This window comes from Streptomyces sp. NPDC004788, from assembly GCF_053601115.1.
On the sequence record NZ_JBSGBF010000025.1, the window covers coordinates 11535 to 37068 of the forward strand.

A 25534-nucleotide genomic window follows, 5' to 3' on the forward strand; every position below is an offset into this window, starting at 1 on the left:
CGTCGGTCATACTTTCGCCGTGGAGCAGCGCAACGGACCCAGCATGCAGGCGGTGCACGGCGCCGCGACGGACCCGGCGTTCATCCCGGGCATCACGGGCGGCACGGGCGACCAGCCCGCGGCGGCGGCCGAGCCCCAGGACGCGGTCGTCGAGGACCGCGTGCCCGGTCTGATCGAGCCCGAGGCCGTCGAGGCCGAGGCGGTCGAGACCGATTCCGACGGGCCCGAGGCCGTCGAGCCCGAGTCCGTCGAGACCGATTCCGACGGGCCCGATTCCGACGGGCCCGATTCCGATGGGCCCGTCTTCGAGGCCGCCGACCGGCGTGCCCGGATCGTCGCCGACGCGACCGGCGTGCGGCTCAGCCTCGACGAGGAGAGCTGCGAGTTCCGCTGGGACGAGATCGGTGCGGTCGAGACGGCGACCGGCCGCTTCGGCAAGCGGTTCACGGTGGTCGTGCACACGCCCAACCGGCGCTGGTACACGGCCGACGTCGACGCGACGTCCAAGGACCGCGTCAAGGAGTGGGAGTCACTCCTCGACGCGGTCCTGGACGCGTACTTCGACGAGAACGCCGAGAGCACCGAGAGCGCCGAGAGCGCCGAGCGCGTCTAGCAGTACTGCGCGGCCTTGCCGATGGACCGGTACATGCAGTCCGCGTTCTCGAGGAGTTGCAGGACCGCGTCCTTGTTGCGGCTCGTCTCCCGCTCGATCACCTCGTCGGGCGGGTAGAAGCCGCCGTCCCAGGACGAGGTCGGGTACATCTCGAAGGTGTAGGCGAAGATCTTCTGGGTGCCCCAGAGGTAGTCGTCGATCGAGCCGTCGGTGATGTAGAGGTCGCTGGACTGCTCGGGCGTGTAGCCGTTGCTGGCGGCCATCTTGTTGCCGATCGCGGCGAAGGCGTCGCGGTCGTCCTGGGTCATGCCGGTCGTGGTGTCGGCGGTGGTCCAGCCGAAGGGCCAGAGGACGAGTTCGCTGTAGGTGTGGAAGTCGATGGCGGCCGTGATCTGCTGCTTGCCGCCGACGACCCGGGAGCGGACGAAGTCGGCGACGACCTTCACCTCGGGGGCGGACTCGGGCGCGGAGCCGCGGTAGGTCTCGGAGCTCTTGGAGCCGGAGGAGCCGCCGCAGCAGCCCCACTTGAAGTCCCAGTTGCGGTTGAGGTCCGTGCCGACGTAGGAGGAACCGGAGTTGGGCTGCCGGTTCTTGCGCCAGCTGCGGTAGGAGCCGGAGGCGATGTCGTACTCGCCGCCGTCCGGGTTGAGGTCCGGCACGATCCAGATCTCGCGGTTGTTGACGAGGCTGGTGATGCGCGGGTCGGTGCCGTAGCCGGCGCCGAGTTCGCGCAGCAGGTAGAGCGCCATCTCGACGGTGAGGTGCTCGCGGGCGTGCTGGTGGTGGGTGAAGAGGACCTCGGGCTCGTTCTCGTCGGTGCCGACGTTGTCGCTGATCTTGATGGCGATGATGTCGCGGCCCTGGTACGACTTGCCGATGACCCGCTTGTTCATGATGGACGGGTACGCGGCGAGCCGCTGGTCGATCTCGGCGTTCATCTCCGCGTAGTTGTGGTACTTCGCGTCCGCGGAGGGGAAGTCGAGCGGGCCGAGCGCCGACTTGACGCTCTCGCCGCGGTCGGGCGGCGCGGGCAGGGCGGTCGGCTTGTAGCCGAGGCTCTTGAGGTGGGCGACCTGCTGGGTGTTGGCGCTGACGACGACGGAGCGGGCGTCGACCTGGTCGATGGAGACGCCGGTGGCGGTCAGATCGGAACGCTCGGCGACGGTGGCGGGTCCGGCGATCTCGTACTGCCGGATCACCTCCTCGCCGCCGGTGGCGCTGACGGCGGTGCGGGCGTGGCTGGTGGCGGCGGTCGTGACGGGCACCGCGAGCGCGAGTGCCATGAGGGCCGCGAGGACGGCCGGCTTTCCGCGGGTACGAAGTCGCATGCTGTCTCCTGGGTGGGGAGTGTGGGGGAGTGCGACGAGCAGACGGACCTGCGTGACGGGTCGTGCGGTGCTGACATGGTCGAGGCATGGCATGGACCGGTCAAGACAGGGAGTTCGGCCACATTGTCGCGTCCCCGGGCCCGGAAACGGCGCAGCGCCGCCGGGGGAGCGGCGACGCTGCGTACGTGATCCCCCGAAGGGCGGAGCGGCTACGGCAGGCCGTGCACGGCCGGGCCCACCGCGTTCGACCAGGCGTTTCCAGCCGCCGCGTCCCAGTTGGTCGACCAGGTCATCGCACCCCGGATGTTCGGATAGGTCTGCGACGGCTTGAACGTGCCGCAGCCCGTGCCCTTCGCCAGGCAGTCGAGGGCGTTCTTCACGACCTGCGGGTCGACGTAGCCGCTGCCCGCGCCGCGCGTCGAGGCGGGCACGCCGAGGCCGACCTGGGAGGCGTCGAGGCCGCCCTGGAGCTGGATGCAGGCGAGTGCGGTGAGGAAGTCCACCGAGCCCTGGCTGTAGACCCTGCCGTCGCAGCCGAGCATCGAACCGCTGTTGTAGTACTGCATGTTGACCACCGTGAGGATGTCCTTCACGGCGAGCGCCGTCTTGAAGTACTCGGTCCCGGTGGACTGCATGTCGATGGTCTGCGGCGCCATCGTCAGCACCAGCGACGGGCCGGCCTTGGCGGACAGCTGCCGCAGCGCCTTCGTCAGGTACGTGGAGTTGACGCCGTTCTCCAGGTCGATGTCGACGCCGTTGAAGCCGTACTCCTGCATCAGCGCGTACGCGCTGTCGGCGAAGGCGGTCGCGGAGGCGTCGCTGTTGACGGCGACGTTGCCCTTCTCGCCGCCGACCGAGAGGATCACCGACTTGCCGGCCGCCTTCTTGGCCGCGATGTCGGCCTTGAAGTCGGCGGTGGAGGCGTAGCCGACGGCCGGGTCGAGGGTGAAGGCGAGCTGGCCGGGCGTGCTGGTGGCGTCCGCGAAGGAGACGGCGATGATGTCGTACTGCGACTGCACGTCGCGCAGCTTCTGCACGGTGGCGCCGTTGTCGAAGTTCTGCCAGTAGCCGGTCAGCGCGTGCTTGGGCACGGCCGGGCCGGGGCCCGGGTTGGTCACGTCGGACGTCCTCGCCGTCACCGCCGCCGACTTGGCGGACTCGCCGGCGGCGTTGGTCGCCGAGACCTGGAACTGGTACGAGGTGCTCGCGGCGAGCCCCGTGACGGTGGCCGAGGTGCCGCTCACCGTCGCCGCGAGGGCGCCGTCCTTGTAGACCTTGTAGCCGGTGGCGTTCGCGACCGCGCCCCAGCCGAGGGAGACGGAGGAGGACGTCACGGAGCCGGCGGCGAGGCCCGCCGGGGCGGCGGGGACCGTGGGCGCCGGGTCGGTGCCGCCGCCTCCGTCGGGGCCGAAGACGCTCACGTCGTCGACGGAGTAGGCGGCCGTGCCGTACCAGCCGTGCGTGTAGATCTGCACGGACGTGGTGCTCGCGCCGGTCGTGAAGGTGGTCGTCAGTTGCTTCCAGCCCGCGCTGTCCGGCGTCCAGGTGGAGACGTCGGTGGTGCCGGTGCCGCTCGCGCCGAGGTACGCGTAACCGCCCTGCACCCAGGCGCTCAGCGTGTACGTGGAGCCCGGCTTCACGGCGACGGTCTGGGTGCACCGGGCGTTGTCCATGCCGGCCGGGGTGGCCCGCAGGGCGCCGGTGCCGCTGTGCACGGGTGAGGAGACGACGGTGCCGCTGCCGGCCGAACAGGACCAGTTGGCGAGGCCGTTCTCGAAGCCCGCGTTCCTGGCGACGTTGACGTCCGCGGCCTGGGCGGTGCCGGCGCCGCCGGCGAGGACGAGCCCGGCGCTGACGGCGAGCGTCAGGGCGGCTCGGGTGGTTGCGGCTCTGGTGGTGCGGTCCACGCATGCCTCCGAGGGGGGGAGTGGGGGGAGGAGGGGGATGAGGGGAGGTGCGGAAACAAGTTGGTCCAGACCAATGGGGTTGTCAAGACCTCTGGCGAGAAGGGCAGTTCAACGCCGCCCGCTTCGATCGAGAAAGTGACGGAGCTTGAAGGATTGTGTGTTCACCACTCCAGTGGCCTGGATAAAGTGCAGAGGCGGTAACGCTGCGAGCGCAGCTAGTGATCATTGAGGGATCGGGGGAGCCCGACGTGCCGACAGCGATTGCGGTCACCAGCGCCGACCTGGTGCTGCCGCCGACCGATCCGCAGACACCCCCCGCCGCCGTCCTGCCCGGTCCCGACACCCGGCCGCTCGACGCCGCCCTCGCCGACGTACGCCAACTGCTCGACGTCCACGGCCATCTGATCGTCGTCTGCCCCACCACCGCGCCGCCCGCGACCGCCGGACGCCTGCACGCCGTACGGTCGCTGCTCGAATCCGACCGGATCGCGATCGTGCGCACCGACCTGCCCCCGCTCGGCGCCGCCGTCCTCGTCCGCCAGCTCCGCCAGCTCTCCGCCTGCGACTTCAGCCCCGGAGTCCTCGCCTCCGCCGCCCGGCTGCTCACCCACTACGTGTACGCGGGCGCCGTCCTCGGCTCGGTCGCCAAGCTCGACCACATGCCCGTCGGACTCGGCTCCCACCTCAAGGGCTGGCTGCCCGGCGCCCACTTCGCCGTCCTCGCGGGGCCCACGCCCCAGCTCGTACGCATCGGCGCCGGGGCCGCGACGGCCGGACCCGACGGACGCGGAGGCCGCAACGGGCGCGGGGGACCCGACGGGCGCGGAGGCACCGACGGGCGCGGGGGAGCCGACGGGCTCGCCGGGCCCGACTTCGCCACCGACCTCGTCCTCGCCCGCGGCCAGCTCCAGACCGACTGGCCCACCGCCGCCCTCGCCCCCGGCTGGCAGGTCCGCGCCGTCCAGGAGGCCGCGCTGCCCGAGACCTCGCCCCGCTGGTGGGGCACGGGACGGCTCGTCGAGTTCACCGCGTACCTGCCGGACCTGCCCGTCCTGCACCAACTCGTCTCCTCCGTGCGGCGCGAGACCTGCCACTGGTGCCGGATGGAGCTCATCGGCGACCGCTGCGGCTTCTGCGCCGCACCCCTGCCCACCACCGCCGAGGCCAACGCCACCCGCTAGCCCCCGTCCGCCCCGTCCGCCCCGTCCGCCCCGTCCGCCCCGTCCGTCGCGCCCGCCGCGTCAGTCCGTCCGTCGTCCGTCGCGTCACCTGTCCACGATCGAGGTACTACGGCAATGAACTCGCGCCAGCGCCGTGGCGTCATCCTGCTGCTGCTCTCCGTCCTGTGCGCCCTCGGCGCCTTCGCCGGCGTGCTCTCGGTGATCAGCGACGTCAACTCCAAGGTCGGGCCCGAGGTGGCCGCGTACCGCGTCAAGGACGACATCGCGCCGTACACCCCGCTCGGCCCCGGGAGCTTCGAGCGGATCTCCATGCCGAAGCGCTGGCTTCCGGCCACCGCCGTCACCGACCTCCGCGAGACCGAGGGCATGATCGCGGTCACCACCCTGAAGGCCGGCTCCCTCCTCCAGACCGACATGATCGTCAAGCGGCCCGCGCTCGAACCCGGCCAGCAGGAGATCGCCATCATGATCGACGCGGCCACGGGCGTCGCCGGCAAGATCACCCCCGGGGCGAGCGTCAACATCTACGCCACCTTCGCCGGCGAACGCGGCGGCCGCCCCGCCCAGTCCAAGCTGATCGTCGCCGGCGCCCACGTCCTCGCCATCGGCAAGCTGACCCCGATCGAGAACCAGGACGACCACGGCGGGCGCGCCACCGAGGCCGTCCCGATCACCTTCGCGCTCTCCACCGCCGACACCCAGCGCGTCGCCTACGCCGAGTCCTTCGCCGAGCACGTCCGCCTCGCCCTCGTCGCCCCCGGCCCCGCCGGCGGCACCCCGCCGGACCCGCGCGACCGCACGTACACGCTCGACAAGGACAAGTGAGGCCCGCATGAGCACGAGGATCCTGCCGGCCGTCGGCGACCCGGACGCGGCCCGCGCCGTCACCACCCTCATCGGCCAGCTCCCCGACGCCGAACCCGCCGGCCCCGTCACCGACTCCACCCAGCTCGTCGACACCCTCGCCCGGCTCGCCGCCGGGTCGGTCGACGACCTCCCGGAGGTCGTCCTCGTCCACGAGCGCATCGGGCCCGTCCCCGCGCTCGAACTCATCCGCGAGGTCGCCCTCCGCTTCCCCGCCGTCGGCGTCGTCCTCATCACCGCCGACGCCAGCCCCGTCCTCTTCTCCGCCGCCATGGACTCCGGCGCCCGCGGCCTCGTCACCCTCCCGCTCGGATACGAGGAACTCGCCAGCCGCGTCCAGGCCGCCGCCCAGTGGTCCGCCGGCGTCCGCCGCCACCTCGGCGCCGCCGCCGACACCCCCACCGGCCCCGGCGGCACCGTCGTCACCGTCAGCGGCGCCAAGGGCGGCGTCGGCACCACCGTCACCGCCGTCCACCTCGCCCTCGCCGCCCGCGCCTCCGGCCGCGCCGTCGCCCTCGTCGACATGGACCTCCAGGGCGGCGACATCGCCTCGTACCTCGACGTCCAGTTCCGCCGCTCGCTCGCCGACCTCGCGGCGATCAACGACATCTCGCCACGGGTGCTGCAGGACGCCGTCTACGTCCACGAGACCGGCCTCTCGCTGCTCCTCGCCCCGGGCGAGGGCGAACGCGGCGAAGAGGTCACCGACCGCTCCGCCCGCCAGATCGTCAGCGCCCTGCGCAGCCGCTACGAGGTCGTCGTCGTCGACTGCGGCACGCACCTGGACGCGGCCGGCGCGGCGGCCGTCGAGATGGCGGACGCGGCGCTCCTGGTCACCACGCCGGACGTCGTCGCGGTACGGGCCGCCAAACGGGCCGTACGGATGTGGGACCGGCTCCAGGTCCGCAAGCCCGAGGAGACCACGGTCCTCGTCAACCGCCACACCCGCGGCACCGAGATCCAGCCCGCCCTCATCCAGAAGATCACGGGCACCCGCATCGCGGGCGTCGCCGTCCCGGCCCAGTTCAAGGAACTGGCGGCGGTCGTGGACGCGGGCCGGCTGCACGACCTCGACGCCCGCTCGACGATCAAGCAGGCGCTGTGGGCGCTGGCGGGCGAGCTGGGACTGGTCAAGGCGGGGGAGCCGCAGAGCAGGGAGCTGGTACGGGCTCCGGAGCGCGGCGCGCTGGGGCTGCGACGGCGCGGGGCCGGGCGCTGACCATGGGGCCGATCGGACGGGACGACAGGGGACAGGTGGCGGTCGAGTTCGTCGGCATGCTGCCGCTGATCCTGCTCACGCTCGTACTGCTGTGGCAGTGCGTCCTGATCGGCTACACGTACACGCTGGCGGGGAACGCGGCGGACGAGGCGGCGCGGGCCGAGGCGGTCGGCGACGACTGCGAGGCGGCGGCGACACGGCACTTGGACGGGGCGTGGCGGGCGGGAGCGGGAGTGGACTGCGGCGGGTCGGGCGGCATGGTGCACGTCACGGTCACGCTGCGGGTGCCGGTGCTGTTCCCGGGGGCGGTGAGCTTCCCCTTCGACGTACGCGGAGAGGCCGGCGCCGTACGCGAGGAGGCGGAGGGCCGATGAAGCGTCGTGACCGGGGCGACCGGGGCCAGGTCGCCGTCGAGTACCTGGGCTTCCTGCCCATCCTGCTGCTGATCGGCCTCGCCGGCGTCCAGCTCGGCATCGTCGCCTACGCGGCCCAGCAGGCGGGCACGGGAGCGCGGGCGGCGGCGCGGGCGGCGAGCGTGGACGACCCGGAGTCCGTACCGGATCCGGAGGCGGCGGGGCGGGCGGCGATGAGCGGGTGGGTGGCGGGCCACAGCGACGTCCACGTGGACGGCGGGGTCGCGACCGTCACCGTACGGAGCATCCCGTCCCTCATCCCCTTCCTGACCATCGGCGACGTGACCAAGACCGCCACCATGCCCGTCCCCGAGGAGGACCGCCCATGAGCCTGCGGGCCCGTATCCACACCCCCGAGGAGAACCGGGCGGGCGGCGCCGGACGCGAGGACGGTCACCTCGTCGCGTCGTTCCGCGCCAAGCTCCTGGAGGAGATCGACCTCACCGAGATGTCCGCGCTCGCCGCCGCCGAGCGCCGGGCCCGCCTGGAGCGCGTCCTCGGCCACATCATCAGCCGCGAGGGCCCGGTGCTCTCCACGGCCGAGCGGGCCCAGCTGATCCGCCGGGTGGTGGACGAGGCGCTCGGCCTCGGTGTGCTCGAACCGCTCCTCGAAGACGCGTCGATCACCGAGATCATGGTGAACGGCCCCGACCAGATCTACGTCGAGCGGGCGGGCCGGGTGGAGCTGCTGCCGCTGCGGTTCGCGTCGCACGAGCAGCTGATGCAGACGATCGAGCGGATCGTGTCGACCGTCAACCGCCGCGTCGACGAGTCGAATCCGATGGTCGACGCCCGGCTGCCCTCCGGCGAGCGCGTCAACGTCATCATCCCGCCGCTCTCGCTCACCGGCGCCACGCTCACCATCCGCCGCTTCCCGCGCTCGTACACCCTGCACGAGATGATCGGGCTCGGGTCGATGGACGAGCAGATGCTGTTCCTGCTGTCCGGGCTCGTGCAGGCGAAGTTCAACATCATCGTCTCCGGCGCCACCGGCACCGGGAAGACGACGCTCCTCAACGCCCTGTCCGGGCTCATCCCGGACGGCGAGCGGATCATCACCATCGAGGACTCCGCCGAACTCCAGCTCCAGCAGTCCCACGTCATCCGCCTGGAGGCCAGGCCGCCCAACATCGAGGGCCGCGGCCAGGTCTCCATCCGCGACCTCGTGCGCAACTCGCTGCGCATGCGCCCCGACCGCATCGTCGTCGGCGAGGTGCGCGGCGGCGAGACGCTCGACATGCTCCAGGCGATGTCCACCGGCCACGACGGCTCGCTCGCCACCGTCCACGCCAACTCCGCCGAGGACGCCCTGATGCGGCTCCAGACCCTCGCCTCCATGTCCGAGGTCAAGGTGCCGTTCGAGGCGCTGCGCGACCAGATCAACAGCGCCGTCGACGTCCTCGTACAGCTCACCCGCCACCCCGACGGCACGCGCCGGGTCACCGAGATCGCGATCCTCGCCTCCAGCGGCCGCGAGCGCTATCTCCTCGCCACCGTCTGCCGCTTCGACGCCCGGCCGCTCGCCGCCGACGGGCGGGTGTACGGGGAGTTCTCCCACCATCCGCTGCCGCGCCGGGTCGCCGAGCGGCTGTACATGGCGGGCCAGCCCATTCCGCAGGCGTTCGGCGTGGCGGCGACCGACGAACAGCTCGCCACGCGGGAAGCGAAGTAGGGGGAGACCTGTCGTGCACCTGAACCCGACGTGGCTGACCGCCGGAGTGGCGCTGGTCTGCTGCGTCCTCGCCGTGGTCGGCATCCAGCTGTACGCGAGCGGGGCCGCCCAGCGCTCGGCGCTGATCGCCCGGCTCAGCCGGACCGCCGGCGAGGGCGACGGCGGTACGGGGGCGGGCGGCCGGCGCAGGCGCCCGTTCCGCGGCGTCGACCGACGGGTGCGGCGCACCACCCTCGGACGCAGGCTGGAACTCCGCATCTCCGCCACCGGACTGGAGATCACGCCGGGCGAGTTCGTGGTCTACATGGCGGTCACCGTCGCCGTCCTGTGGATCACCGGGCAGGCGCTGCTGTCCCCGTTCTTCGGCCCGATCTGCGGTTTCCTCGGCGTCTGGAGCGCCTGGGGCTTCCTCAACTGGCAGCGGCAGAAGCGGATCGAGAAGTTCATCAACCAGCTCCCCGAGCTCTCCCGCATCCTCGCCAACGCCACCCAGGCCGGCCTCGCCCTGCGCATGGCGCTCTCGCTCGCCGCCGACGAGATGGAGTCCCCGGCCGGTGACGAACTGGCCAAGGTGTCCCAGCAGCTGGCCGTCGGCACGTCGATCGACGACGCCCTCGGCGAGCTGGCCGAGCGCCTCCCGTCCCGCGAGCTCGTCGTCCTCGTCACCACCCTGGTCCTCGCCAACCGGGCCGGCGGCACCGTGGTCTCCTCCCTGCGCAACCTCACCGAGACGCTGGAGGAGCGGAAGGAGACCCGGCGCGAGGTCCGTACGCAGCTGTCGCAGGTGAGCCTGACGGCGTACGCGGTCCCGGTCATCGGCGTCGGCTCGCTGCTGCTCATCGACAACATGCAGCCCGGCGCGCTCGACCGGATGACCGGGTCGGGACTCGGCCAGCTCGCGGTGGTGCTGGCCTTCGGGCTCTACGCGGTGGGCTTCGTGATCATCCGCCGCCTCGCGAAGATCGACGTGTGAGGGGCGTGACTGTGCTGTGACGACGACCGTGGAATTCCTGTGGGCCCTGCTGGCGGGCGTGTCCGTGGCGGGCATCTGCTACGGCATCCGCCTCTACCGAGCCGACGCCAAACTCCCCTCCGACCTCCAGCTCGCCCTGGAGGTCGGCGCCACCCGCACCGGCGCCGTCTACTCCGCCGTCGACCGCCTCGGCATGCGCTGGTCGCCGGCCGTGCTGCGGTGGATGGGCCCGAAGCGGGTCAACTCGGTCCGCCGCCGCATCGACCTCGCCGGCAACCCCGGCGGCCTGACGATCGACCGGTACGGGGCCAGGCGCGCCGTCTACGGCTTCCTGGGCGGCCTGGGCGGCCTCCTCATGCTCGGCCGCGGGTCGTACCTGGTGGCGGTGCTGCTCTTCGCGTTCGGCGCCTTCTGGACGGAGGTCGGCATCTGGTCGGCGGTCCGCATCCGCAAGGACCAGATCGAACGCACGCTTCCCGACTTCCTCGACGTCCTGGCCGTCGTCGTCTCCGCCGGCCTCGGCTTCCGCCAGGCACTGGAGCGCGTCGCCGACAAGTACGAGGGCCCCTGGGCCGACGAACTCCGCATCACCCTGCGCCAGATGGACATGGGCGTCAGCCGCCGCGAGGCCTTCGACGAGCTGCGCCGCCGCAACGACTCCGAACAGGTCGCCCAGTTCGTCACCGCGCTGCAGCAGGGCGAGGAGCTGGGCGCCCCGATCGTCGACACCCTCATCCAGATCGCCAACGACATGCGCCGCACGGACGCCCAGAACGCGAGGCGCAAGGCCGCGAAGGCGGTGCCCAAGGCCACGATGGTGATCACGACGCTGATGGTTCCGGCGACGATGATCCTGCTGGGCGCGGGGCTCTTCCTCGGCACCGGCACCGACTTCGGCTCGATCACGGGCGAATGAGATGCGGACGCGGATGCTGAAGGTCCTGGTGGTGGGTGCCAACCCGGTGGTACGAGCGGGCCTGACCGTCCTGCTCGGCGCCTGCCCGGACATCGAGCTGGTCGCCGAACCGACCGCCTCGGACGTGATCGTCGTCGACGAGGACCGGGAGGCGGTCGCGGAGCTCTCGGCGCACGCCCCGGTGCTGTTGCTGACGCACGAGGCGGCGCGCGCGGGGGTGGGGGCGGACGGGGACGCGGGCGCAGGGGCGGCGGCTCAGCTGGTCCACGGCCGGTTCGACGTGGCGGAACTCTTCCGCGTGGTGCGTGCGACTGCACATGCTGGCGCGAGACCAACTCTCGCGAATATACTGCGCTTCAGAAATCCAGCTTCGCGAGTGCAACGAATTGAGCGATTCGGTCTGAGTGCGAGGGAGGTGGAGGTCATGGACCTGATCGCGTCCGGTCTGACCAACCAGCAGATCGCCACCGCCTGCTCCATCAGCGAGAAGACCGTCAAGAACCACATCAACCGCATCTTCGCCAAACTCCACAGCACCACCCGCGGCGAAGCCATCGCCTCCTGGCTCGGCACGAGGACGGCGTCGTGACGCCGCCCGAGGTGACTACCGAGCGTGATTGGGTCTACGGACCCTGTGAACACCGGCCCCACCCGGCGTACCCTGCCCGAGTCGCCGGACTCGGAGGGGAACACGATGAACGAGGCGCTGCTGAAGGTCCTGACCAAGGCCAAGGTGAGGGCGGGAAGTTGGGACGCCGCGAGGCGCGAGGGGGACCGCGGGCAGACGGCGGTGGAGTACCTGGGGATCATCGTGGTGGTGGTGGCGATCGTGGTCGCGATCACTGGCACGAGCATCGGCCAGGAGATTCGGACTGCGATCGGCCAGAAGATCGCCGACCTGACCGGCGGCAAGTAAGCAAACGGTGCGACGACGCCGGTCAAGCATTCCCTGTCTACATCGCGGTGATCGCAGGCCTGCTGTTCCTGGCGTTCGCCTACTTCGTCGTGGCGCAGGCGGCGGTCACCCGCAGCGGGGGACAGACTGCCGCTGACGCCGCCGCGCTCGCCGCGGCACAGGATGCCCGAGAGCAGCTGCGCGACGGCTGGCTCGACGTCATCCTGGAGCCTGCTGACTGGGACCGATACCTGAAGGGCGAGGAGTACTCCCCGGATCGGGCGTGTCAGCGTGCGGCGTTGTACGCGGAGAAGAACGACGCGCGACTCTGGGACGAGGGGTGCGTACCGCTGCACTCCGGCTTTCGAGTCGAGGTCCGCACGCTCCGGGAGGTGGGTGGATCACTGGTCCCCGGTACGGACAAGCACGCCGTTGCATCCGCTACAGCAGTCCTTGAACCCCGCTGCTCTTTCGACGCACCGGAGCCGACACCACCGGCCACGGCCCCCACGCCCACGAACTCGGCCACACCGGAGCCGACCCCGACGCCCAGCCCCGAACCCGAACCGATCACCGGCCTCGTCTGCGACGGCGTCGAGTGGACGATCGACCCGGACGATCCGAGGCTGCCTGATGCGGCCGACCTTTTCACCGTCCGACTGGTCGACTGACGAGCGAAGGATCCTGTTTCCCATGAGTGTGCGGCACGCGATGAAGCCTGGTAGAACGACGGTCGCGGCGGCCCTGGCGGCCGCCCTGGCCCTCGGCCTCTCGGGCTGCGGCGGCGAGGAGAAAGCACCACAGGACAAGCCGGCCGCAACCACCACCTCCCCCAAGAGCGGGGGAGGGAACACCAAGCCGCAGTCCGAGGAGCCGACCACACCGCTGGCCGTCCTCCAAGGCCAGAAGGGCCTGGAGTTGGCGGTCACCTCCGTTGAGCGCGATCTCGGTGGCTTCATCACGGTGAAGGGGAAGCTGTCCAACGCGTCGGATTCGCCTCTGGCGTTCCCCGCCCAACTCGCCGGTGACGAAACCGAGGTCGTCAAGCACGGCAACTCGCTGGGCGGCGCCACCCTTGTCGACTCCGTCGGCAAGAAGCGCTACTACATCCTCCGGGACACGGATGGACGGCCGCTGACCACGACCGATCTGACCAGCTTCGCCCCCGGCACCGAAACGCCCGTCTTCATGCAGTTCCCCGCCCCACCCCCCACCACCACCGAAGTCTCCCTCCAACTCCCCACCTTCACCCCCGCCACCATCAAGCTCTCCTGAGAGCGCCGCCATGACCTCCACACGCCGCCGCCTCGCCGCCCTCGCCGCCGGTCTCGTCCTGCTCTCGGCCTCCGCCGGGACGGCGCGCGCCGACGATCCACCCGGTTCCACCTCCACCGGCGCGCCCCTGCCCGCCATCGACACCAACTCGCCCGCGCTGATGCTGCCCGACGGCGCCACGCTCGCGCCGCCGAAGGTCCTCGACATCAAGCAGATCGTCGAGGAGGAGGGCGGCGAGCAGCGGCGCGAGGACACGAACGTGGACGTGACGTTCGCGCTGCAGGCCGAGGTGCTGTTCGGCAAGGACAGCGCCAGGCTCAGCCCGTCCGCCGCCGCCCGGATCGCGGCCATCGCCGCGGAGATCAGGAAGCAGGGGTCGGGCCGGGTGCGCGTGTTCGGGTTCACCGACGACCTGGGGACGTACGAGCACGGGCTGAAGCTGTCCAAGGAACGCGCCGACGCCGTCCAGCAGGAGCTCGCCAAGAGTCTGGACGCGGGGATGACGTACGACATCCGCGGGTACAGCGAGGACTACCCGATCGCGGACAACGCCACCGAGGAGGGCCGCAAGAAGAACCGCCGCGTCGAGGTGTCCTTCCCCCGCACCTCCGGCGGGTAGCGGGGCGATGCGCACGGTCATAGCAGCCGCGCTCGTCGTCGTCGGGGCGCTCGGCGGCCACGCGGGGAGCAGCGGCCCGCCCCCGTACCGCACCGCGCCCGACGCCCGGCCCGTCGGCACCGGTGCGGTGCTGCCGGGGCCGGGCACGTACACCGACAGCATCGCGAAGGGCGAGACCCGCACCTACCGGGTGCGCCTCGACGGCACCTCGAACGTCTACCTCTCCGCCGTCCTCGCCCCCGCCCCCGGCCAGCCCGTCGACGTCGTCGACGGCCTCTCACTCTCCCTCCGCACCCCCGGCGGCATGCCGTGCGGCATGCACACCGACGTCCGTTTCTACGGTCGCACCGCCCGGCCCATCGCCGACTACGTCAGCCGTCGCGTCGAACCGGGGCGGGACTGCCAGGAGCCGGGGGAGTACGTGTTCGTCGTCGAGGGCGTCGGGCGGGCGGAGGGCTCGGCGGCGCGGCGGACCGTCGAACTCGGGTACGTCGTCGAGCCCGCGCCCGACGAACCGGCGCCGCCCGCGCCGACCGCGTGGAGCACCGAGCCGCCGGCCGGGTTGGGCGCGGGGCAGGCCCGCACGGCCCACGGCGGCACCGGCTTCAACGACGCCGCTGCCCTTTCCGGCGACGGCGGCACCTGGCGGGACGAGCTGCGGCCGGGGGAGAGCCGCTTCTACCGGGTGCCGGTCGACTGGGGGCAGCAGCTCTTCGTACGGGCACGGTTCGGCAAGGCGACCGCGCCGCCCGGGCGTTCCGCGCTGCCGGACGGGCTGCGGCTCGCGCTGTACAACCCGGCGCGCGGCGCCGTCGACGAGGCCAAGGGCCTCTACACCGGCGAACCCGCCACCCTCTCCCTGGGCACCGCCCCGGCCGCCTACGCCAACCGCTCCACGGGCACCACGAACGCCGTCGGCGCCATGCGCTTCGCCGGCGCGTACTACGTCCAGCTCACCCTCGACCGCGCCGCTCCCACCCCCGTCCCGGTCTCCCTCGACGTCGCCCTCAGCCCGCCCCCCACGGGTGCGGACCCTGCTTCCTCCGCTCCTGTACGCGCCCCGGATCCCACCCTGCGCGCCATCGGCATCGCGGGCGTCACCACCGGCACCGTCCTCGTCGCCGGGCTCGGCGCCTGGCCGCTGGCCCAGCGGACCCGCCGTCGCACACAGGGGCGCCACGCTCGCGGGGCGGCGGAGATCGAGAGCGCTCGGAGGGGATGACCGTCACCCGCCTCAGTCCCGCTCCAGCGCACCCCTGATCGTCGCGATCATCCGGTCCGGGTGCCGGAACACCTCCCTCGCCGTGAAGCGGAGGACCCGGCGGACCTCGCGGCAGTCCGTCAGGGCGTTGAAGCGGTCGACGTCACGCTCGTGGGCCTGGCGGCTGCCGTGGAAGGCGTAGCCCTCGATCTCCACGGCCAGGCCCGCCGCGCGGAAGAGGAAGTCGGGGCGCAGGGTGCGGCCGGAGCGGGTGTGCAGGAGGGGCTGGCTCTCCGGGTGGAGGCCCGCGTCGTGTATGCGGAGGCGGGCGATCGTCTCGGCGGGGGAGCCGGAGGCGGGGTCGGTCAGGGAGAGCCACGCGCGGGCGCGGGCCGCGCCCGGCCGGCGTGGGGCCAGTTCGGCATCGAGTTGCTCCCGGCGGACGAGCGGCGCGCGGCGGATGCCCTGGACCGTGCGCCGGGCGAGCGCGGAGTCCGCCGTGACCACGGCCTCTTCGCGGGTGCCACGGCGCATCAGGTCGCCGACCGTCCGGGCCGGCGTGGTCACGCGCAGCCCGGCCCGTACGGAGCTGTCCGCCTCCGTGAGGAACGGGGTCGAGTGAACGCGGACGCGGACGCCGCCCCGGAAGCCGGCTCTGCCGGTGATCCCGCCCGCACCCTTCCGGCGGGTGGTGAACTCCAGCAGCTCCGACCCACCGGACTCGGCGGACTCGACAGCTCCGTCCGGCCCGCCCGACGCCCCGAGCCCGCCGGATGCGCCCAGGTGCTCGATGCGGTGCAGTGCCGCCGCCGTCGCGTGGCTGCACACCAGGTCGGGACGGAGCGACTGCACGATCCGAGCCCGGCCCTTCCAGTCCACCTCCTTCCCCGGGGCGGCCCATGCCCCCCGGCAGATCGGTTGCCATCCCTCGTGCCTCAGCCGCCCCCGCAGCCGCCCGCGCGTCCAACCCGCCTCGTACGCGCGAACGGTCAGCAGCACCCCGCCCCTGGCGAGCCTCCCCAACTCGTACATACGAGCAACGATCCACGGAAGAGCGACACTTCGCATCCCCTGTGGAAAACTCCGCGAAAGGCATCGTCAGGAAAGCGCAAAAGCACCGTTAATCGATGACATCGGGCACTTCGGAGCGGGCATTCTGATCAAGGAGCCGGCCCTCACGAGCTCGCACGAGCGAGCTCCCCAGCGCATCCGAAACGGGCAGCCGATGACCACCCCAACCCCCCTCACTCCTGCCACCCCCCTCACTCCTGCCACCCCCCTTACTCCCGCCACCCCCCTCACTCCTGCCACCTCCACCACCCCCACCACCCCCGGCGTCCAGCTCGTCAGCGACCTCGTCGCCCGCGTCCCGGGTTTCCGCGACGCCTACGACGCGCACGTCTTCAGCCAGGGCTGCGTCCAGCCACACGTCTTCTTCTGGGACGTCGTCCAGGACACCGTCCGCTCCTTCCTCCAAGGGGACGCCGGCGCCGTCGACTGGCGGCGCACCCTCGACTTCCTGGAGGAGCAGAGCCGCCGCGGAGTCGTCGGCGTCGACGAGGTCATCGTCACGTCCTTCCTCGGTGACCTGCCCCACCCCCACGAGCCCGGCCACGCGATCGTGACGCGGCTCGGGCCCGTCATGGCCGCGCGATTCCGGCGTCTTCGTCCAGGCGGCTGATAATCGAGCGCATGTCCCGCTCCGCCCCGCGTCACCCCCTGTCCCTCGCCCTCGGCGGCTACGCCGCCACCCGCCTCCTCGGGCTCGCCGTCCTCGCCGTCGCGGCCGCGGTCGCCGGCGAGGACGGGCTGCACCGGCTGAAGGGGCGCTGGGACGCCGTCTGGTACACGCGGATCGCCGAGCAGGGATACGGCCACCAGGTCACGCTCCCCAACGGCAGCGTCCACGCCGACCTCGCGTTCTTCCCGCTCTTCCCCGCCCTGGAGCGGGCGGTCGCCACCGTCCTCCCCGTCGACGCCGCCACCGCCGGGCTCCTCGTCGCCTGGGCCGCCTCGCTCGCCGCCGCCTGGGGCATCTACGCGGTCGGCGCGCACGTCGCGGGGCGGCGCACCGGCGTCGTACTGGCGGTGCTGTGGGGGGTGTACCCGACGGCGTTCGTGCAGTCGATGGCGTACACGGAGACACTGTTCACCGCACTCGCCGCCTGGTCCGTCCTCGCCGTCCTGCGGGACCGCTGGATCCTCGCCGGGGCGCTGTCCGTGCTCGCGGGACTCACCCGGCCGACGGCGGCCGCGCTGATCGCCGCGATCGGGATCACGGCCGTGGTGACGGCCGTACGCGAACGGCGCCTGCGGGCCCGCCTCGTCGTGGGCGTGCTGCTCGCGCCGCTCGGCTGGCTCGCGTACGTCGTGTACGTCGGCGTCCGCCAGGGCAGCGCGACGGCCTACTTCGACGTGCAGGCGGCCTGGGGCAACTCCATCGACGGCGGTGTCGCCCTCGCCCGCTTCATCGCCGGGCTGCCGTGGCCGGCGGCGCTCGGCCTCTGCCTCGTGCTCGGGCTGCTCGGCTGGCTGATCGTGCTGTGCGTGCGGCAGCGGCAGCCGTTGCCGCTGCTCGTCTACACGGTCGCCGTCGTCGTCGTCTCGCTCGTCGGCGCCGCCTACTTCGGCTCCCGGCCCCGCCTGATGATGCCCGCCTTCGGCCTGCTGCTGCCGCCGGCCGCGGCCCTGGCGCGGCTCCGGACCCGTACGGCCGTGCCCGCCCTCGCCGCCCTCGCGCTGGCCTCCGCCGCCTACGGCGCCTTCACGCTCCTCGGCGCCGGTCCACCCTGACGGTCACTCCGCGCCGCAGCCCCCAGCCCGCCATCAGGCCGGCCTCCGCCTCCAGGACGTGCCGGCCGCGCCACCGGACCATGCCGAGCCGGCCCGGCCGCATGGTGACCACGTCGAGGACGGTGAACGAGCGGTCGAGATAGGCGACGTCGAGGGCGAAGCGCATGCCGAAGGTGTGGATGCTGTTCGTCGGGGTGATGAGCAGCGCGCCGTCGATGCCGTCGCGGCCGAGCAGCCCCCGCCGCCGCGCCTTGTAGCCGGCGGCGATCTCCAGAGGGACCGGCCCGCCGTCCGGTGTGTCCAGCCACCCGAGCCCATCCCGCCAAGTCCTCCCCATGCGTACGACAGTAGCCCTAGGGTCGGCCCGTGGACGCCTTGTCGATCGCCCTCGTCACCGCCGCCGCCCTGTGGGGCGCGGCGGCCGGGCTGTTCGTCCCGCGGGCCGCCTACCGGCTCGCCGTCGCGCCCGACGAGCCCTGGCGGCCCGCCTGTCCGGCGGGCCATCCCTTCGCGGGGCCGGCGCGGGGCTGGCTCGGCGGCCCCGGGCGGGCGGGCTGCGCGACCACGCGGGCCCCCCTCGTCGCGCCGCTGCTCACCGCGCTCGCCTGCGCCGCGCTCGCCGCTGCCACCGGCGGCCCGCGGCCCGAGCTGCTCGTCTGGCTGCTCGTCACCCCCTTCGGCACCCTCCTCGCCGTCGTCGACGCGCGCGTCCACCGGCTGCCGGACCCGTTGACGCTGCCGCTCGCCGCCGCGCTGCCGCTGCTCCTCGCGCTCGCCGCGCTCCTGCCGTACGCGGCCGGGTCCTGGACGCACTCCCTCCTCGGCGCCCTCGCGCTCGGCGGCGGCTACCTGGGCCTGTTCCTCCTCCATCCGGACGGCATGGGCCTCGGCGACGTGAAGCTGGCCGTCCCGCTGGGCGCCGCCCTCGGCTGGTACGGCTGGGGGGTGCTGTTCGCGGGGGCGTTCGCCGGGTTCCTGCTCGGGGCGGTGTACGGGCTCGGGCTCGTCCTCGCGCGCCGGGCCGGGCGCGGCTCGGCGATCCCGTTCGGGCCGTTCATGATCGTGGGCGCGCTCCTGGGGCTGCTGCTCGGCGCGTTCACCGCCCTGCCCTGAACGAGCCGCCCTAACATCAGCCCATATGCGGACAATCGATACGGAATTGACCCCATATGTGCCGACACCGTCTGCGGCAAGGGAACGACAGCGGGCCGCCCTCCTCCCGTGGGTCTGGGCCGCCGCCCTCTGCCTCCTCTACGCCACCGTCGCCGTGCGCCGCCACCAGCTCATGCGCACCACCGGCTACGACCTCGGCATCTTCGAACAGGCCGTCCGCGCCTACGCCGAGCTCCGCGCCCCCGTCGTGCCGCTGCGCGGCGAGGGATTCGACCTCCTCGGCGACCACTTCCACCCCCTCCTCGCCGTCCTCGCCCCGCTCTACCGCCTCTTCCCCTCGCCGCTCACCCTCCTCGTCGCCCAGTCCGCGCTCCTCGCGCTCGGCGCCGTACCCCTGACCCGCTGGGCCGTCCGCGCCGTCGGCCCGCGCGCCGCCCATGCCGTCGCCGCCGGATACGGGCTGAGCTGGGGCATCGCGTCGGCCGCCGCCTTCGACTTCCACGAGGTGGCCCTCGCCGTACCGCTGCTCGCCTGGTCCCTCGAAGCGCTCGGGCGGCGGAGGTGGCGGGCCGCCGTCGCCTGGGCCGCGCCGCTGCTGCTCGTCAAGGAGGACCTGGGGTTCACGCTCGCCGCCGTCGGCGCGTACATCGCCCTCACGGGCCGTACGGACAGAGGTGCCCGCCGGCTCGGCCTCGCCACCGTCGCCGCCGGACTGCTCGGCTCGGCCCTGGAGATCAAGGTCATCCTCCCCGCCCTCGCCCCCACCGGCGGCTACGCCCACGGCGGCCAGCTCGCCGCCGCGCACGGCTCGCTGCTCTCCGCGCTCGCGCACGCCCCGCTCGACCTGCTGCGGCCCGACCTCAAGGCCACCACCCTGATCCTGGTCTTCGCCCCGTCCGCGCTGCTCGCGCTGCGCTCACCGCTCGCGCTGATCGCGCTGCCCACGCTCGGCTGGCGGATGGCCTCGGAGAACGTCTTCCACTGGGGCACGGCCTTCCACTACAGCGCGATCCTCATGCCCGTGGTCTTCGCCGGGCTCCTCGACGTCCTCGGCCGGGAAGGCCACGAAGGCCGCGAAGGCGACCGGCGCCAGGTCCGGGCCGCGCTCGCCACCGTCCTCGCCGTGACCGCCGTGCTCGTCCCGTCCTTCCCGCTGGCGCAGCTCGCACAGCGGGCCACCTGGCACACCACCCCGCACCTGGAGGCGGCCCGGGCGCTCCTCGCGCGGATCCCCGACGGCGCGACCGTCGCCGCCTCCAACCGGCTCGCCCCGCAGCTCACCTCCCGCTGCACGGTCGTCCTCTTCCCGACCTTCCCGGTCGGCGGGCGGCTCTACGAGTACCGGCGCAAGGACCTGCCGCCGCCCACGGCCGAATGGATCATCCACGATCCCGAGGCCCCCGAGGCCTGGCCGTACCGGCGCGGCCACTGGCCCTACCCCCTGGAGCAGCAGCAGGCGGAGCTGGCCGCCGCGCAGCGCACGTACGGCTATGAGCTCGTCGCCCGCCGTGACGGCATCACGCTGCTCCGCCGCCGAGGCACCTCCTGACCTGCGGCCCGGCCCCCTCGCCGCGTCAACCGGGCGACCCGTGACCGGGGTCCCCCGTGGGAGGTACGGATTCCGCCGCCACGCCCGGGCGCAAACCCGCCACGGGCCGCTACAGCCCTTGTGCCGCTTGGCCTCCGGGCGAATCGGCGGTGACCGGTCGGCGCGCGTGGCGCACAACACGGTTAATGAAGGGTTATGGTGGAAACCCCCCCTCGGGCCGGTCCGTATCCCCCCCACGGACCGGCCCGTTTTCTTTTCCCGCCCGCGCCACGGGACCGGCTCAGCCCCGACCGGCCCAGATGTTGGTGCCCTCGGTGTCGACGGCGAACGCGTCGATCTCCTTCAGTTCCTCCTCCGTCAGCGGAGCCCCGTGCAGCGCCGCCACGTTCTCCTCCAGCTGCGCCACGCTCGACGCGCCGATCAGCGCCGACGTCATCCGCTCGTCCCGCAGCACCCACTTCAGCGCCAGCTGGGCCAGCGACTGGCCGCGCCGCTCCGCGATGTCGGCGAGGCCGCGCAGCCGGCGCAGCACCTCGTCGGAGAGCAGGTTCGGGTCGAGGGACTTGCCCTGGGTCGCGCGCGAGCCCTCCGGGACGCCCTTGAGGTACTTGTTGGTGAGCAGGCCCTGCGCCAGCGGCACGAAGGAGATGCAGCCCATGCCGGCCGCCTCCAGGGTGTCGAGGAGGGCGTCCTCCTCCGTCCACCGGTTGATCATCGAGTACGAGGGCTGGTGGATCAGGGCCGGGACGCCCATGTCCTTGAGGATCCGCGCGGCCTCGGCGGTCTGCTCGCTGGTGTACGAGGAGACGCCCACGTACAGCGCCTTGCCCTGCTGCACGGCGGAGGCCAGCGCCCCCATCGTCTCCTCCAGGGGCGTGTGAGGGTCGAAGCGGTGCGAGTAGAAGATGTCGACGTAGTCGAGGCCCATCCGCTTCAGGGAGGCGTCGAGCGACGACATCAGGTACTTGCGGGAGCCCCACTCGCCGTACGGCCCGGGGTGCATCAGATAGCCGGCCTTCGTGGAGACGATCAGCTCGTCCCGGTACGGCGCGAAGTCCTGCGCGAAGATCTTGCCGAAGTTCAGCTCGGCGGAGCCGGGCGGCGGGCCGTAGTTGTTGGCCAGGTCGAAGTGGGTCACGCCCAGGTCGAAGGCGCGGCGCAGGATCGCCCGCTGCGAGTCGAGCGAGCGGTCGTCGCCGAAGTTGTGCCAGAGGCCGAGCGAGATCGCGGGGAGCTTGAGCCCGCTGCGGCCCGTGCGCCGGTACTCCATGGCGTCGTAGCGGTCCGCGGCGGCGCGGTAGAGGGGGGAATCAGTCACGTATCTCTGCTTATCACGGACTTGTGACAGTCCCGGGCTGGGAGCTCGTTACCCGTCCGCAGTAATGTGGCGGCTTCGGGGGGCCGACACTGCATGGAGGGGTAAAGAACAGTGAACCTGCGCGACCTGGTGTACGGGCTCTACGCACGCCGGGTGGAAGGCCGCCTCGATCACGCCCAGGTGCCCAAGCACATCGGTGTCATCCTCGACGGCAACCGCCGGTGGGCCAAGGCCAGCGGCGGCACCCCGGAGCAGGGTCACAAGGCCGGCGCGGACAAGATCCAGGAGCTGCTCGGCTGGTGTGCCGAGACCGACGTCGAGGTCGTCACGCTCTGGATGCTCTCCACCGACAACCTGAACCGCCCCGAGGAACAGCTCCTCCCGCTGCTCGGCATCATCGAGGACGCGGTGCGGGCCCTCGCCGCCGACGGGCGCTGGCGGGTGCACCACGTGGGCACCCTCGACCTGCTGCCGGCGCACACCCAGTCCGTGCTCAAGGAGGCCGAGCAGGCCACCCTGGACAACAAGGGCATACTCGTGAACGTCGCCGTGGGCTACGGCGGCCGGCAGGAGATCGCGGACGCGGTCCGCTCCCTGCTCCTCGACCACGCGGAGCGCGGCACCAGCTTCGAGGAGCTGGCCGAGGTCGTCGACATCGACCTGATCTCCGAGCACCTCTACACCCGCGGCCAGCCCGACCCGGACCTGGTGATCCGCACCAGCGGCGAGCAGCGCCTGTCCGGTTTCATGCTGTGGCAGAGCGCGCATTCCGAGTACTACTTCTGTGAGGTGCACTGGCCGGCCTTCCGCAAGGTCGACTTCCTGCGGGCGCTGCGCGACTACGCGGCCCGGCACCGCCGCTTCGGCAACTGAGGCCCCCCGGGGCCCGCCCCGCCCCACCCGTCACCCTCCGTTCATGAACGCGCCGTCATATGCCATGGCATGACGGCGTGTGTTCGAGGGCATATCCCATGTGAAGTGAGCGGCACGGAGACCGCCACCCGGGAGGCCCTTTGCACCAGGACGACCGTGCGGGACACGCACGGGAGAAGCGGAGGGCCGGCGCTCGGCCCGCGCATCGTGGCCTGAGCCCGGTCCCATTCCGCCGCGACACCGGCTCCGCGGCCCGCGGAGCCGTCGCACCCCGACCTCTCAGGGGTCGACAAAGGGGGTCTGTCCTTCCGTGGTGACCAGCACTAAGCGCCGCTTGTCCGACAGGCGCACCTATGTTCTCGACACCAGCGTCCTGCTGGCCGACCCCAGCGCGATGTCCCGCTTCGAGGAGCACGAAGTCGTGCTGCCGATCGTCGTGGTGACCGAGCTGGAGGCCAAGAGGCACCACCCCGAACTCGGTTACTTCGCCCGGCAGGCGCTGCGCCTGCTCGACGACTTCCGGGTCCGGTACGGGCGCCTCGACGCACCGCTCCCCATCGGGGAGCTGGGCGGCACCCTGCGTGTCGAACTCAACCACTCGGACCCCAGCGTCCTTCCGGCCGGCTACCGGCTCGGCGACAACGACTCCCGGATCCTCGCCGTCGCCCGCAACCTCCAGGCCGAGGGATACGACGTCACGGTCGTCTCCAAGGACCTGCCGCTGCGGATCAAGGCGTCCTCGGTGGGCCTGCTCGCCGAGGAGTACCGCGCCGAGCTCGCCATCACGGACTCCTCCGGCTGGACCGGGATGACCGAGATCGGGCTGTCCGCCGACCAGATCGACATCCTCTACGACCAGGAGACGCTGTACGTGCCGGAGGCGGCCGAACTGCCGGTGCACACCGGTCTCGTGCTGCAGTCCGAGCGCGGCAAGGCGCTCGGCCGCGTCACCTCCGAGGGCAACGTCCGGCTGGTGCGCGGCGACCGGGAGGCCTTCGGCATCCGCGGCCGCAGCGCCGAACAGCGGATCGCGCTCGACCTGCTGCTCGACCCGGACGTCGGCATCGTCTCCATGGGCGGCCGGGCCGGCACCGGCAAGTCGGCGCTCGCGCTCTGCGCCGGCCTGGAGGCGGTCCTGGAGCGCCGTCAGCACCAGAAGGTGATGGTGTTCCGTCCGCTGTACGCGGTCGGCGGGCAGGAGCTCGGCTATCTGCCGGGCACCGAGGCCGAGAAGATGAGCCCGTGGGCGCAGGCCGTCTTCGACACCCTGTCGGCCGTGGCGGGCCGCGAGGTGATCGAGGAGGTCCTGCAGCGCGGCATGCTGGAGGTGCTGCCGCTCACCCACATCCGGGGCCGCTCGCTGCACGACGCGTTCGTCATCGTGGACGAGGCCCAGTCCTTGGAGCGGAACGTGCTGTTGACCGTTCTGTCCCGGATCGGGGCGAATTCCCGTGTGGTGCTCACCCATGACGTCGCCCAGCGCGACAACCTGCGGGTGGGCCGCTACGACGGAGTCGTCGCCGTCGTCGAGAAGCTGAAGGGCCATCCGCTCTTCGCGCACGTCACGCTCACCCGCTCCGAGCGCTCGCAGATCGCCGCGCTCGTGACCGAAATGCTGGAGGACGTCCAGATCTGACCCGTATGGGACGCCAGTTGGCGCCGCCCGGCAAAGCGCGAGAGCTTAGCCGGGCGGCGCCGCGCTGTCGCCCGTATCGGCCAAATCCCGTGCGCCCACCCAGGTGTGAGCTTTCACACGCAACGTGGAATTGCCTTGCGGCGTCGCCGTCCGGCAGAGTCTTGCTTCCGTCAGGCCCCGCATACGGCACACGTGCACCCTCAGGGGTGCAGCACCACACAACTCAACAGCCGTTCGCCGTATGCCGCCCACAGCACCACGGGCCCGTGTCTTCTGTGACCCACTAGTCATCTAGTAACGGAGACCAGCGCCAGGGGCACGATTTCGCCCGCGTGGTCACGCGTGCGGGTGATTGTGGAAGGAAACCGTGTGAGCCGGATCTCGGTCCGGGGATTCGCGGTGGCTTCGGCCACTGCGGTCACCACTGTCGGCGCCATCGCCGGTGTCGCCTCGGGCAACGCCGCGCAGCCCTCGAACGACAACTTCGAGGCCACCGCGGCCGACGCGACGCTGCTCGCGGACATCCCCGCGGGCGAGCAGGCCCAGGTACAGGTCTCCTCGCTCTCGGAGCAGGCCGACGTCCAGGCCGCCGCCGCCGACTCCCTCGCGCGCAAGTCCGCCGAGGAAGCCGCCCGCATCCAGGCCGCCAAGGACGCCGAGGCCAAGAAGACGGCCGCCGACAAGGCCGAGAAGGAGCGCAAGGACGCCGAGGCCGAGCGCGCCAGCCGGTCCGCCCTCCGCGACGCCACGAGCTTCGCCGCCCAGGGGTCGTACTCCATCTCCGACGTCAAGGCCATGGCCCGTCAGATGATGGCCGGCGACCAGTTCACCTGCTTCAGCAACATCGTGAGCCACGAGTCGGGCTGGAACTACCGCGCCACCAACGCCTCTTCCGGCGCCTACGGCCTCGTCCAGGCCCTCCCGGGCTCCAAGATGGCCTCCGCCGGCGCCGACTGGCAGACCAACCCGGCCACCCAGATCAAGTGGGGCCTCAGCTACATGAACGGCCGCTACGGCAGCCCCTGCGGCGCCTGGTCGTTCTGGCAGGCCAACCGCTGGTACTAGGACCGGCAGCGGCCTCCGCTCAACCCTTCGAAGCCCCTCACCGTCTTCCGGTGAGGGGCTTCGCCTGTAGGTAGGTGTAGTTTCGAGGACCCGAGGGGGGAGAGGGAAGAG

At 72.1% G+C, this 25534-nt stretch carries 27 protein-coding genes; 22 read left to right on the top strand and 5 right to left on the bottom strand.

The window, feature by feature from the left end; all coding sequences use genetic code 11:
• Window positions 1-19 precede the first annotated feature (19 nt).
• Window positions 20-613, top strand: a complete 594-nt coding sequence (locus tag ACWEJX_RS13940) for a hypothetical protein (RefSeq protein WP_451607687.1) — start codon at window positions 20-22, stop codon at window positions 611-613.
• Here the strand turns inward: ACWEJX_RS13940 and ACWEJX_RS13945 are convergent.
• Both ACWEJX_RS13945 and ACWEJX_RS13950 read right to left on the bottom strand, forming a co-directional pair.
• Window positions 610-1941: a M14 family metallopeptidase gene (locus ACWEJX_RS13945; protein WP_451607688.1), complete on the bottom strand. Its 1332-nt coding sequence runs from the start codon at window positions 1939-1941 to the stop codon at window positions 610-612. The two genes, ACWEJX_RS13940 and ACWEJX_RS13945, sit on opposite strands and share 4 nt — an antisense overlap.
• 209 nt (window positions 1942-2150) lie before the next feature.
• Window positions 2151-3848, bottom strand: a complete 1698-nt coding sequence (locus ACWEJX_RS13950; protein ID WP_451607689.1) for a chitinase — start codon at window positions 3846-3848, stop codon at window positions 2151-2153.
• Window positions 3849-4096: 248 nt separating this feature from the next.
• On the opposite strand from ACWEJX_RS13950, the gene ACWEJX_RS13955 reads away from it, so the two are divergent.
• The 14 genes from ACWEJX_RS13955 to ACWEJX_RS14020 all read left to right on the top strand — a co-directional run bounded on the left by ACWEJX_RS13955 (window position 4097) and on the right by ACWEJX_RS14020 (window position 15097).
• A complete protein-coding gene (locus ACWEJX_RS13955; protein WP_451607690.1) occupies window positions 4097-5029 on the top strand; it encodes a hypothetical protein in 933 nt (310 codons plus the stop codon).
• Between the two features lie 114 nt (window positions 5030-5143).
• Window positions 5144-5854, top strand: a complete 711-nt coding sequence (gene cpaB, locus ACWEJX_RS13960; RefSeq protein ID WP_451607691.1) for a Flp pilus assembly protein CpaB — start codon at window positions 5144-5146, stop codon at window positions 5852-5854.
• 7 nt (window positions 5855-5861) lie between these two features.
• Entirely contained in the window at window positions 5862-7112 is a 1251-nt protein-coding gene (locus tag ACWEJX_RS13965) for an AAA family ATPase (protein WP_451607692.1), read from the top strand.
• A 2-nt stretch (window positions 7113-7114) separates the two neighbouring features.
• Window positions 7115-7486: a TadE/TadG family type IV pilus assembly protein gene (locus ACWEJX_RS13970; RefSeq protein WP_451607693.1), complete on the top strand. Its 372-nt coding sequence runs from the start codon at window positions 7115-7117 to the stop codon at window positions 7484-7486.
• A complete protein-coding gene (locus ACWEJX_RS13975; RefSeq protein ID WP_451607694.1) occupies window positions 7483-7854 on the top strand; it encodes a TadE family protein in 372 nt (123 codons plus the stop codon). Before ACWEJX_RS13970 ends, ACWEJX_RS13975 begins: the two co-directional genes overlap by 4 nt.
• Window positions 7851-9197, top strand: a complete 1347-nt coding sequence (locus ACWEJX_RS13980) for a CpaF family protein (protein WP_451607695.1) — start codon at window positions 7851-7853, stop codon at window positions 9195-9197. Before ACWEJX_RS13975 ends, ACWEJX_RS13980 begins: the two co-directional genes overlap by 4 nt.
• A gap of 13 nt (window positions 9198-9210) precedes the next feature.
• Window positions 9211-10170: a type II secretion system F family protein gene (locus tag ACWEJX_RS13985; RefSeq protein WP_451607696.1), complete on the top strand. Its 960-nt coding sequence runs from the start codon at window positions 9211-9213 to the stop codon at window positions 10168-10170.
• A 28-nt stretch (window positions 10171-10198) separates the two neighbouring features.
• Window positions 10199-11086, top strand: a complete 888-nt coding sequence (locus tag ACWEJX_RS13990; protein ID WP_451607749.1) for a DUF5936 domain-containing protein — start codon at window positions 10199-10201, stop codon at window positions 11084-11086.
• 13 nt (window positions 11087-11099) lie between these two features.
• Window positions 11100-11675 (top strand): response regulator transcription factor, encoded by a 576-nt coding sequence (locus tag ACWEJX_RS13995; protein WP_451607697.1) that lies wholly within the window; start codon window positions 11100-11102, stop codon window positions 11673-11675.
• Between the two features lie 105 nt (window positions 11676-11780).
• Entirely contained in the window at window positions 11781-12002 is a 222-nt protein-coding gene (locus ACWEJX_RS14000) for a Flp family type IVb pilin (protein WP_451607698.1), read from the top strand.
• Between the two features lie 47 nt (window positions 12003-12049).
• Window positions 12050-12652, top strand: coding sequence for a pilus assembly protein TadG-related protein (locus ACWEJX_RS14005; protein WP_451607699.1), 603 nt, complete (start codon window positions 12050-12052; stop codon window positions 12650-12652).
• 22 nt (window positions 12653-12674) lie between these two features.
• A complete protein-coding gene (locus ACWEJX_RS14010; protein WP_451607700.1) occupies window positions 12675-13256 on the top strand; it encodes a hypothetical protein in 582 nt (193 codons plus the stop codon).
• A 10-nt stretch (window positions 13257-13266) separates the two neighbouring features.
• Window positions 13267-13875 (top strand): OmpA family protein, encoded by a 609-nt coding sequence (locus ACWEJX_RS14015; protein ID WP_451607701.1) that lies wholly within the window; start codon window positions 13267-13269, stop codon window positions 13873-13875.
• Between the two features lie 7 nt (window positions 13876-13882).
• Complete coding sequence (locus ACWEJX_RS14020; protein ID WP_451607702.1) at window positions 13883-15097, top strand: hypothetical protein; 1215 nt, start codon at window positions 13883-13885, stop codon at window positions 15095-15097.
• 12 nt (window positions 15098-15109) lie between these two features.
• On the opposite strand, the gene ACWEJX_RS14025 is transcribed toward ACWEJX_RS14020, so the two are convergent.
• Window positions 15110-15955, bottom strand: coding sequence for an endonuclease domain-containing protein (locus ACWEJX_RS14025; RefSeq protein WP_451607703.1), 846 nt, complete (start codon window positions 15953-15955; stop codon window positions 15110-15112).
• A 346-nt stretch (window positions 15956-16301) separates the two neighbouring features.
• On the opposite strand from ACWEJX_RS14025, the gene ACWEJX_RS14030 reads away from it, so the two are divergent.
• Together ACWEJX_RS14030 and ACWEJX_RS14035 are read left to right on the top strand one after the other, a co-directional pair.
• Window positions 16302-16757, top strand: a complete 456-nt coding sequence (locus ACWEJX_RS14030; RefSeq protein WP_451607704.1) for a hypothetical protein — start codon at window positions 16302-16304, stop codon at window positions 16755-16757.
• A gap of 11 nt (window positions 16758-16768) precedes the next feature.
• On the top strand, window positions 16769-17869 hold the full coding sequence (locus ACWEJX_RS14035) for a hypothetical protein (RefSeq protein WP_451607705.1): 1101 nt from the start codon (window positions 16769-16771) through the stop codon (window positions 17867-17869).
• Here the strand turns inward: ACWEJX_RS14035 and ACWEJX_RS14040 are convergent.
• A complete protein-coding gene (locus tag ACWEJX_RS14040) occupies window positions 17841-18206 on the bottom strand; it encodes a DUF192 domain-containing protein (RefSeq protein WP_451607706.1) in 366 nt (121 codons plus the stop codon). The two genes, ACWEJX_RS14035 and ACWEJX_RS14040, sit on opposite strands and share 29 nt — an antisense overlap.
• Before the next feature lie 38 nt (window positions 18207-18244).
• On the opposite strand from ACWEJX_RS14040, the gene ACWEJX_RS14045 reads away from it, so the two are divergent.
• Together ACWEJX_RS14045 and ACWEJX_RS14050 are read left to right on the top strand one after the other, a co-directional pair.
• A complete protein-coding gene (locus tag ACWEJX_RS14045; protein WP_451607750.1) occupies window positions 18245-18982 on the top strand; it encodes a prepilin peptidase in 738 nt (245 codons plus the stop codon).
• Window positions 18983-19154: 172 nt separating this feature from the next.
• Entirely contained in the window at window positions 19155-20531 is a 1377-nt protein-coding gene (locus ACWEJX_RS14050) for a DUF2079 domain-containing protein (protein ID WP_451607751.1), read from the top strand.
• Between the two features lie 280 nt (window positions 20532-20811).
• On the opposite strand, the gene mgrA is transcribed toward ACWEJX_RS14050, so the two are convergent.
• Complete coding sequence (mgrA, locus tag ACWEJX_RS14055) at window positions 20812-21849, bottom strand: L-glyceraldehyde 3-phosphate reductase (RefSeq protein WP_451607707.1); 1038 nt, start codon at window positions 21847-21849, stop codon at window positions 20812-20814.
• A 111-nt stretch (window positions 21850-21960) separates the two neighbouring features.
• Between mgrA and ACWEJX_RS14060 the strand changes: the two genes are divergently transcribed.
• The 3 genes from ACWEJX_RS14060 to ACWEJX_RS14070 all read left to right on the top strand — a co-directional run bounded on the left by ACWEJX_RS14060 (window position 21961) and on the right by ACWEJX_RS14070 (window position 25423).
• A complete protein-coding gene (locus ACWEJX_RS14060; protein ID WP_451607708.1) occupies window positions 21961-22722 on the top strand; it encodes an isoprenyl transferase in 762 nt (253 codons plus the stop codon).
• A 310-nt stretch (window positions 22723-23032) separates the two neighbouring features.
• Window positions 23033-24358, top strand: a complete 1326-nt coding sequence (locus tag ACWEJX_RS14065) for a PhoH family protein (RefSeq protein ID WP_451607709.1) — start codon at window positions 23033-23035, stop codon at window positions 24356-24358.
• A 369-nt stretch (window positions 24359-24727) separates the two neighbouring features.
• The gene (locus ACWEJX_RS14070; protein WP_451607710.1) at window positions 24728-25423 is read left to right on the top strand and encodes an aggregation-promoting factor C-terminal-like domain-containing protein; all 696 of its coding nucleotides are present in this window, start codon (window positions 24728-24730) and stop codon (window positions 25421-25423) included.
• Window positions 25424-25534: the final 111 nt, after the last annotated feature.

Coding starts and splice junctions, on each gene's coding strand:
- ACWEJX_RS13945 (WP_451607688.1), bottom strand. CDS start 1,941: ATGCGACTTCGTACCCGCGGAAAGCCGGCCGTCCTCGCGGCCCTCATG.
- cpaB (WP_451607691.1), top strand. CDS start 5,144: ATGAACTCGCGCCAGCGCCGTGGCGTCATCCTGCTGCTGCTCTCCGTC.
- ACWEJX_RS13965 (WP_451607692.1), top strand. CDS start 5,862: ATGAGCACGAGGATCCTGCCGGCCGTCGGCGACCCGGACGCGGCCCGC.
- ACWEJX_RS13970 (WP_451607693.1), top strand. CDS start 7,115: ATGGGGCCGATCGGACGGGACGACAGGGGACAGGTGGCGGTCGAGTTC.
- ACWEJX_RS13975 (WP_451607694.1), top strand. CDS start 7,483: ATGAAGCGTCGTGACCGGGGCGACCGGGGCCAGGTCGCCGTCGAGTAC.
- ACWEJX_RS13980 (WP_451607695.1), top strand. CDS start 7,851: ATGAGCCTGCGGGCCCGTATCCACACCCCCGAGGAGAACCGGGCGGGC.
- ACWEJX_RS13995 (WP_451607697.1), top strand. CDS start 11,100: ATGCTGAAGGTCCTGGTGGTGGGTGCCAACCCGGTGGTACGAGCGGGC.
- ACWEJX_RS14000 (WP_451607698.1), top strand. CDS start 11,781: ATGAACGAGGCGCTGCTGAAGGTCCTGACCAAGGCCAAGGTGAGGGCG.
- ACWEJX_RS14010 (WP_451607700.1), top strand. CDS start 12,675: ATGAGTGTGCGGCACGCGATGAAGCCTGGTAGAACGACGGTCGCGGCG.
- ACWEJX_RS14015 (WP_451607701.1), top strand. CDS start 13,267: ATGACCTCCACACGCCGCCGCCTCGCCGCCCTCGCCGCCGGTCTCGTC.
- ACWEJX_RS14020 (WP_451607702.1), top strand. CDS start 13,883: ATGCGCACGGTCATAGCAGCCGCGCTCGTCGTCGTCGGGGCGCTCGGC.
- ACWEJX_RS14030 (WP_451607704.1), top strand. CDS start 16,302: ATGACCACCCCAACCCCCCTCACTCCTGCCACCCCCCTCACTCCTGCC.
- ACWEJX_RS14035 (WP_451607705.1), top strand. CDS start 16,769: ATGTCCCGCTCCGCCCCGCGTCACCCCCTGTCCCTCGCCCTCGGCGGC.
- ACWEJX_RS14040 (WP_451607706.1), bottom strand. CDS start 18,206: ATGGGGAGGACTTGGCGGGATGGGCTCGGGTGGCTGGACACACCGGAC.
- ACWEJX_RS14050 (WP_451607751.1), top strand. CDS start 19,155: ATGCGCACCACCGGCTACGACCTCGGCATCTTCGAACAGGCCGTCCGC.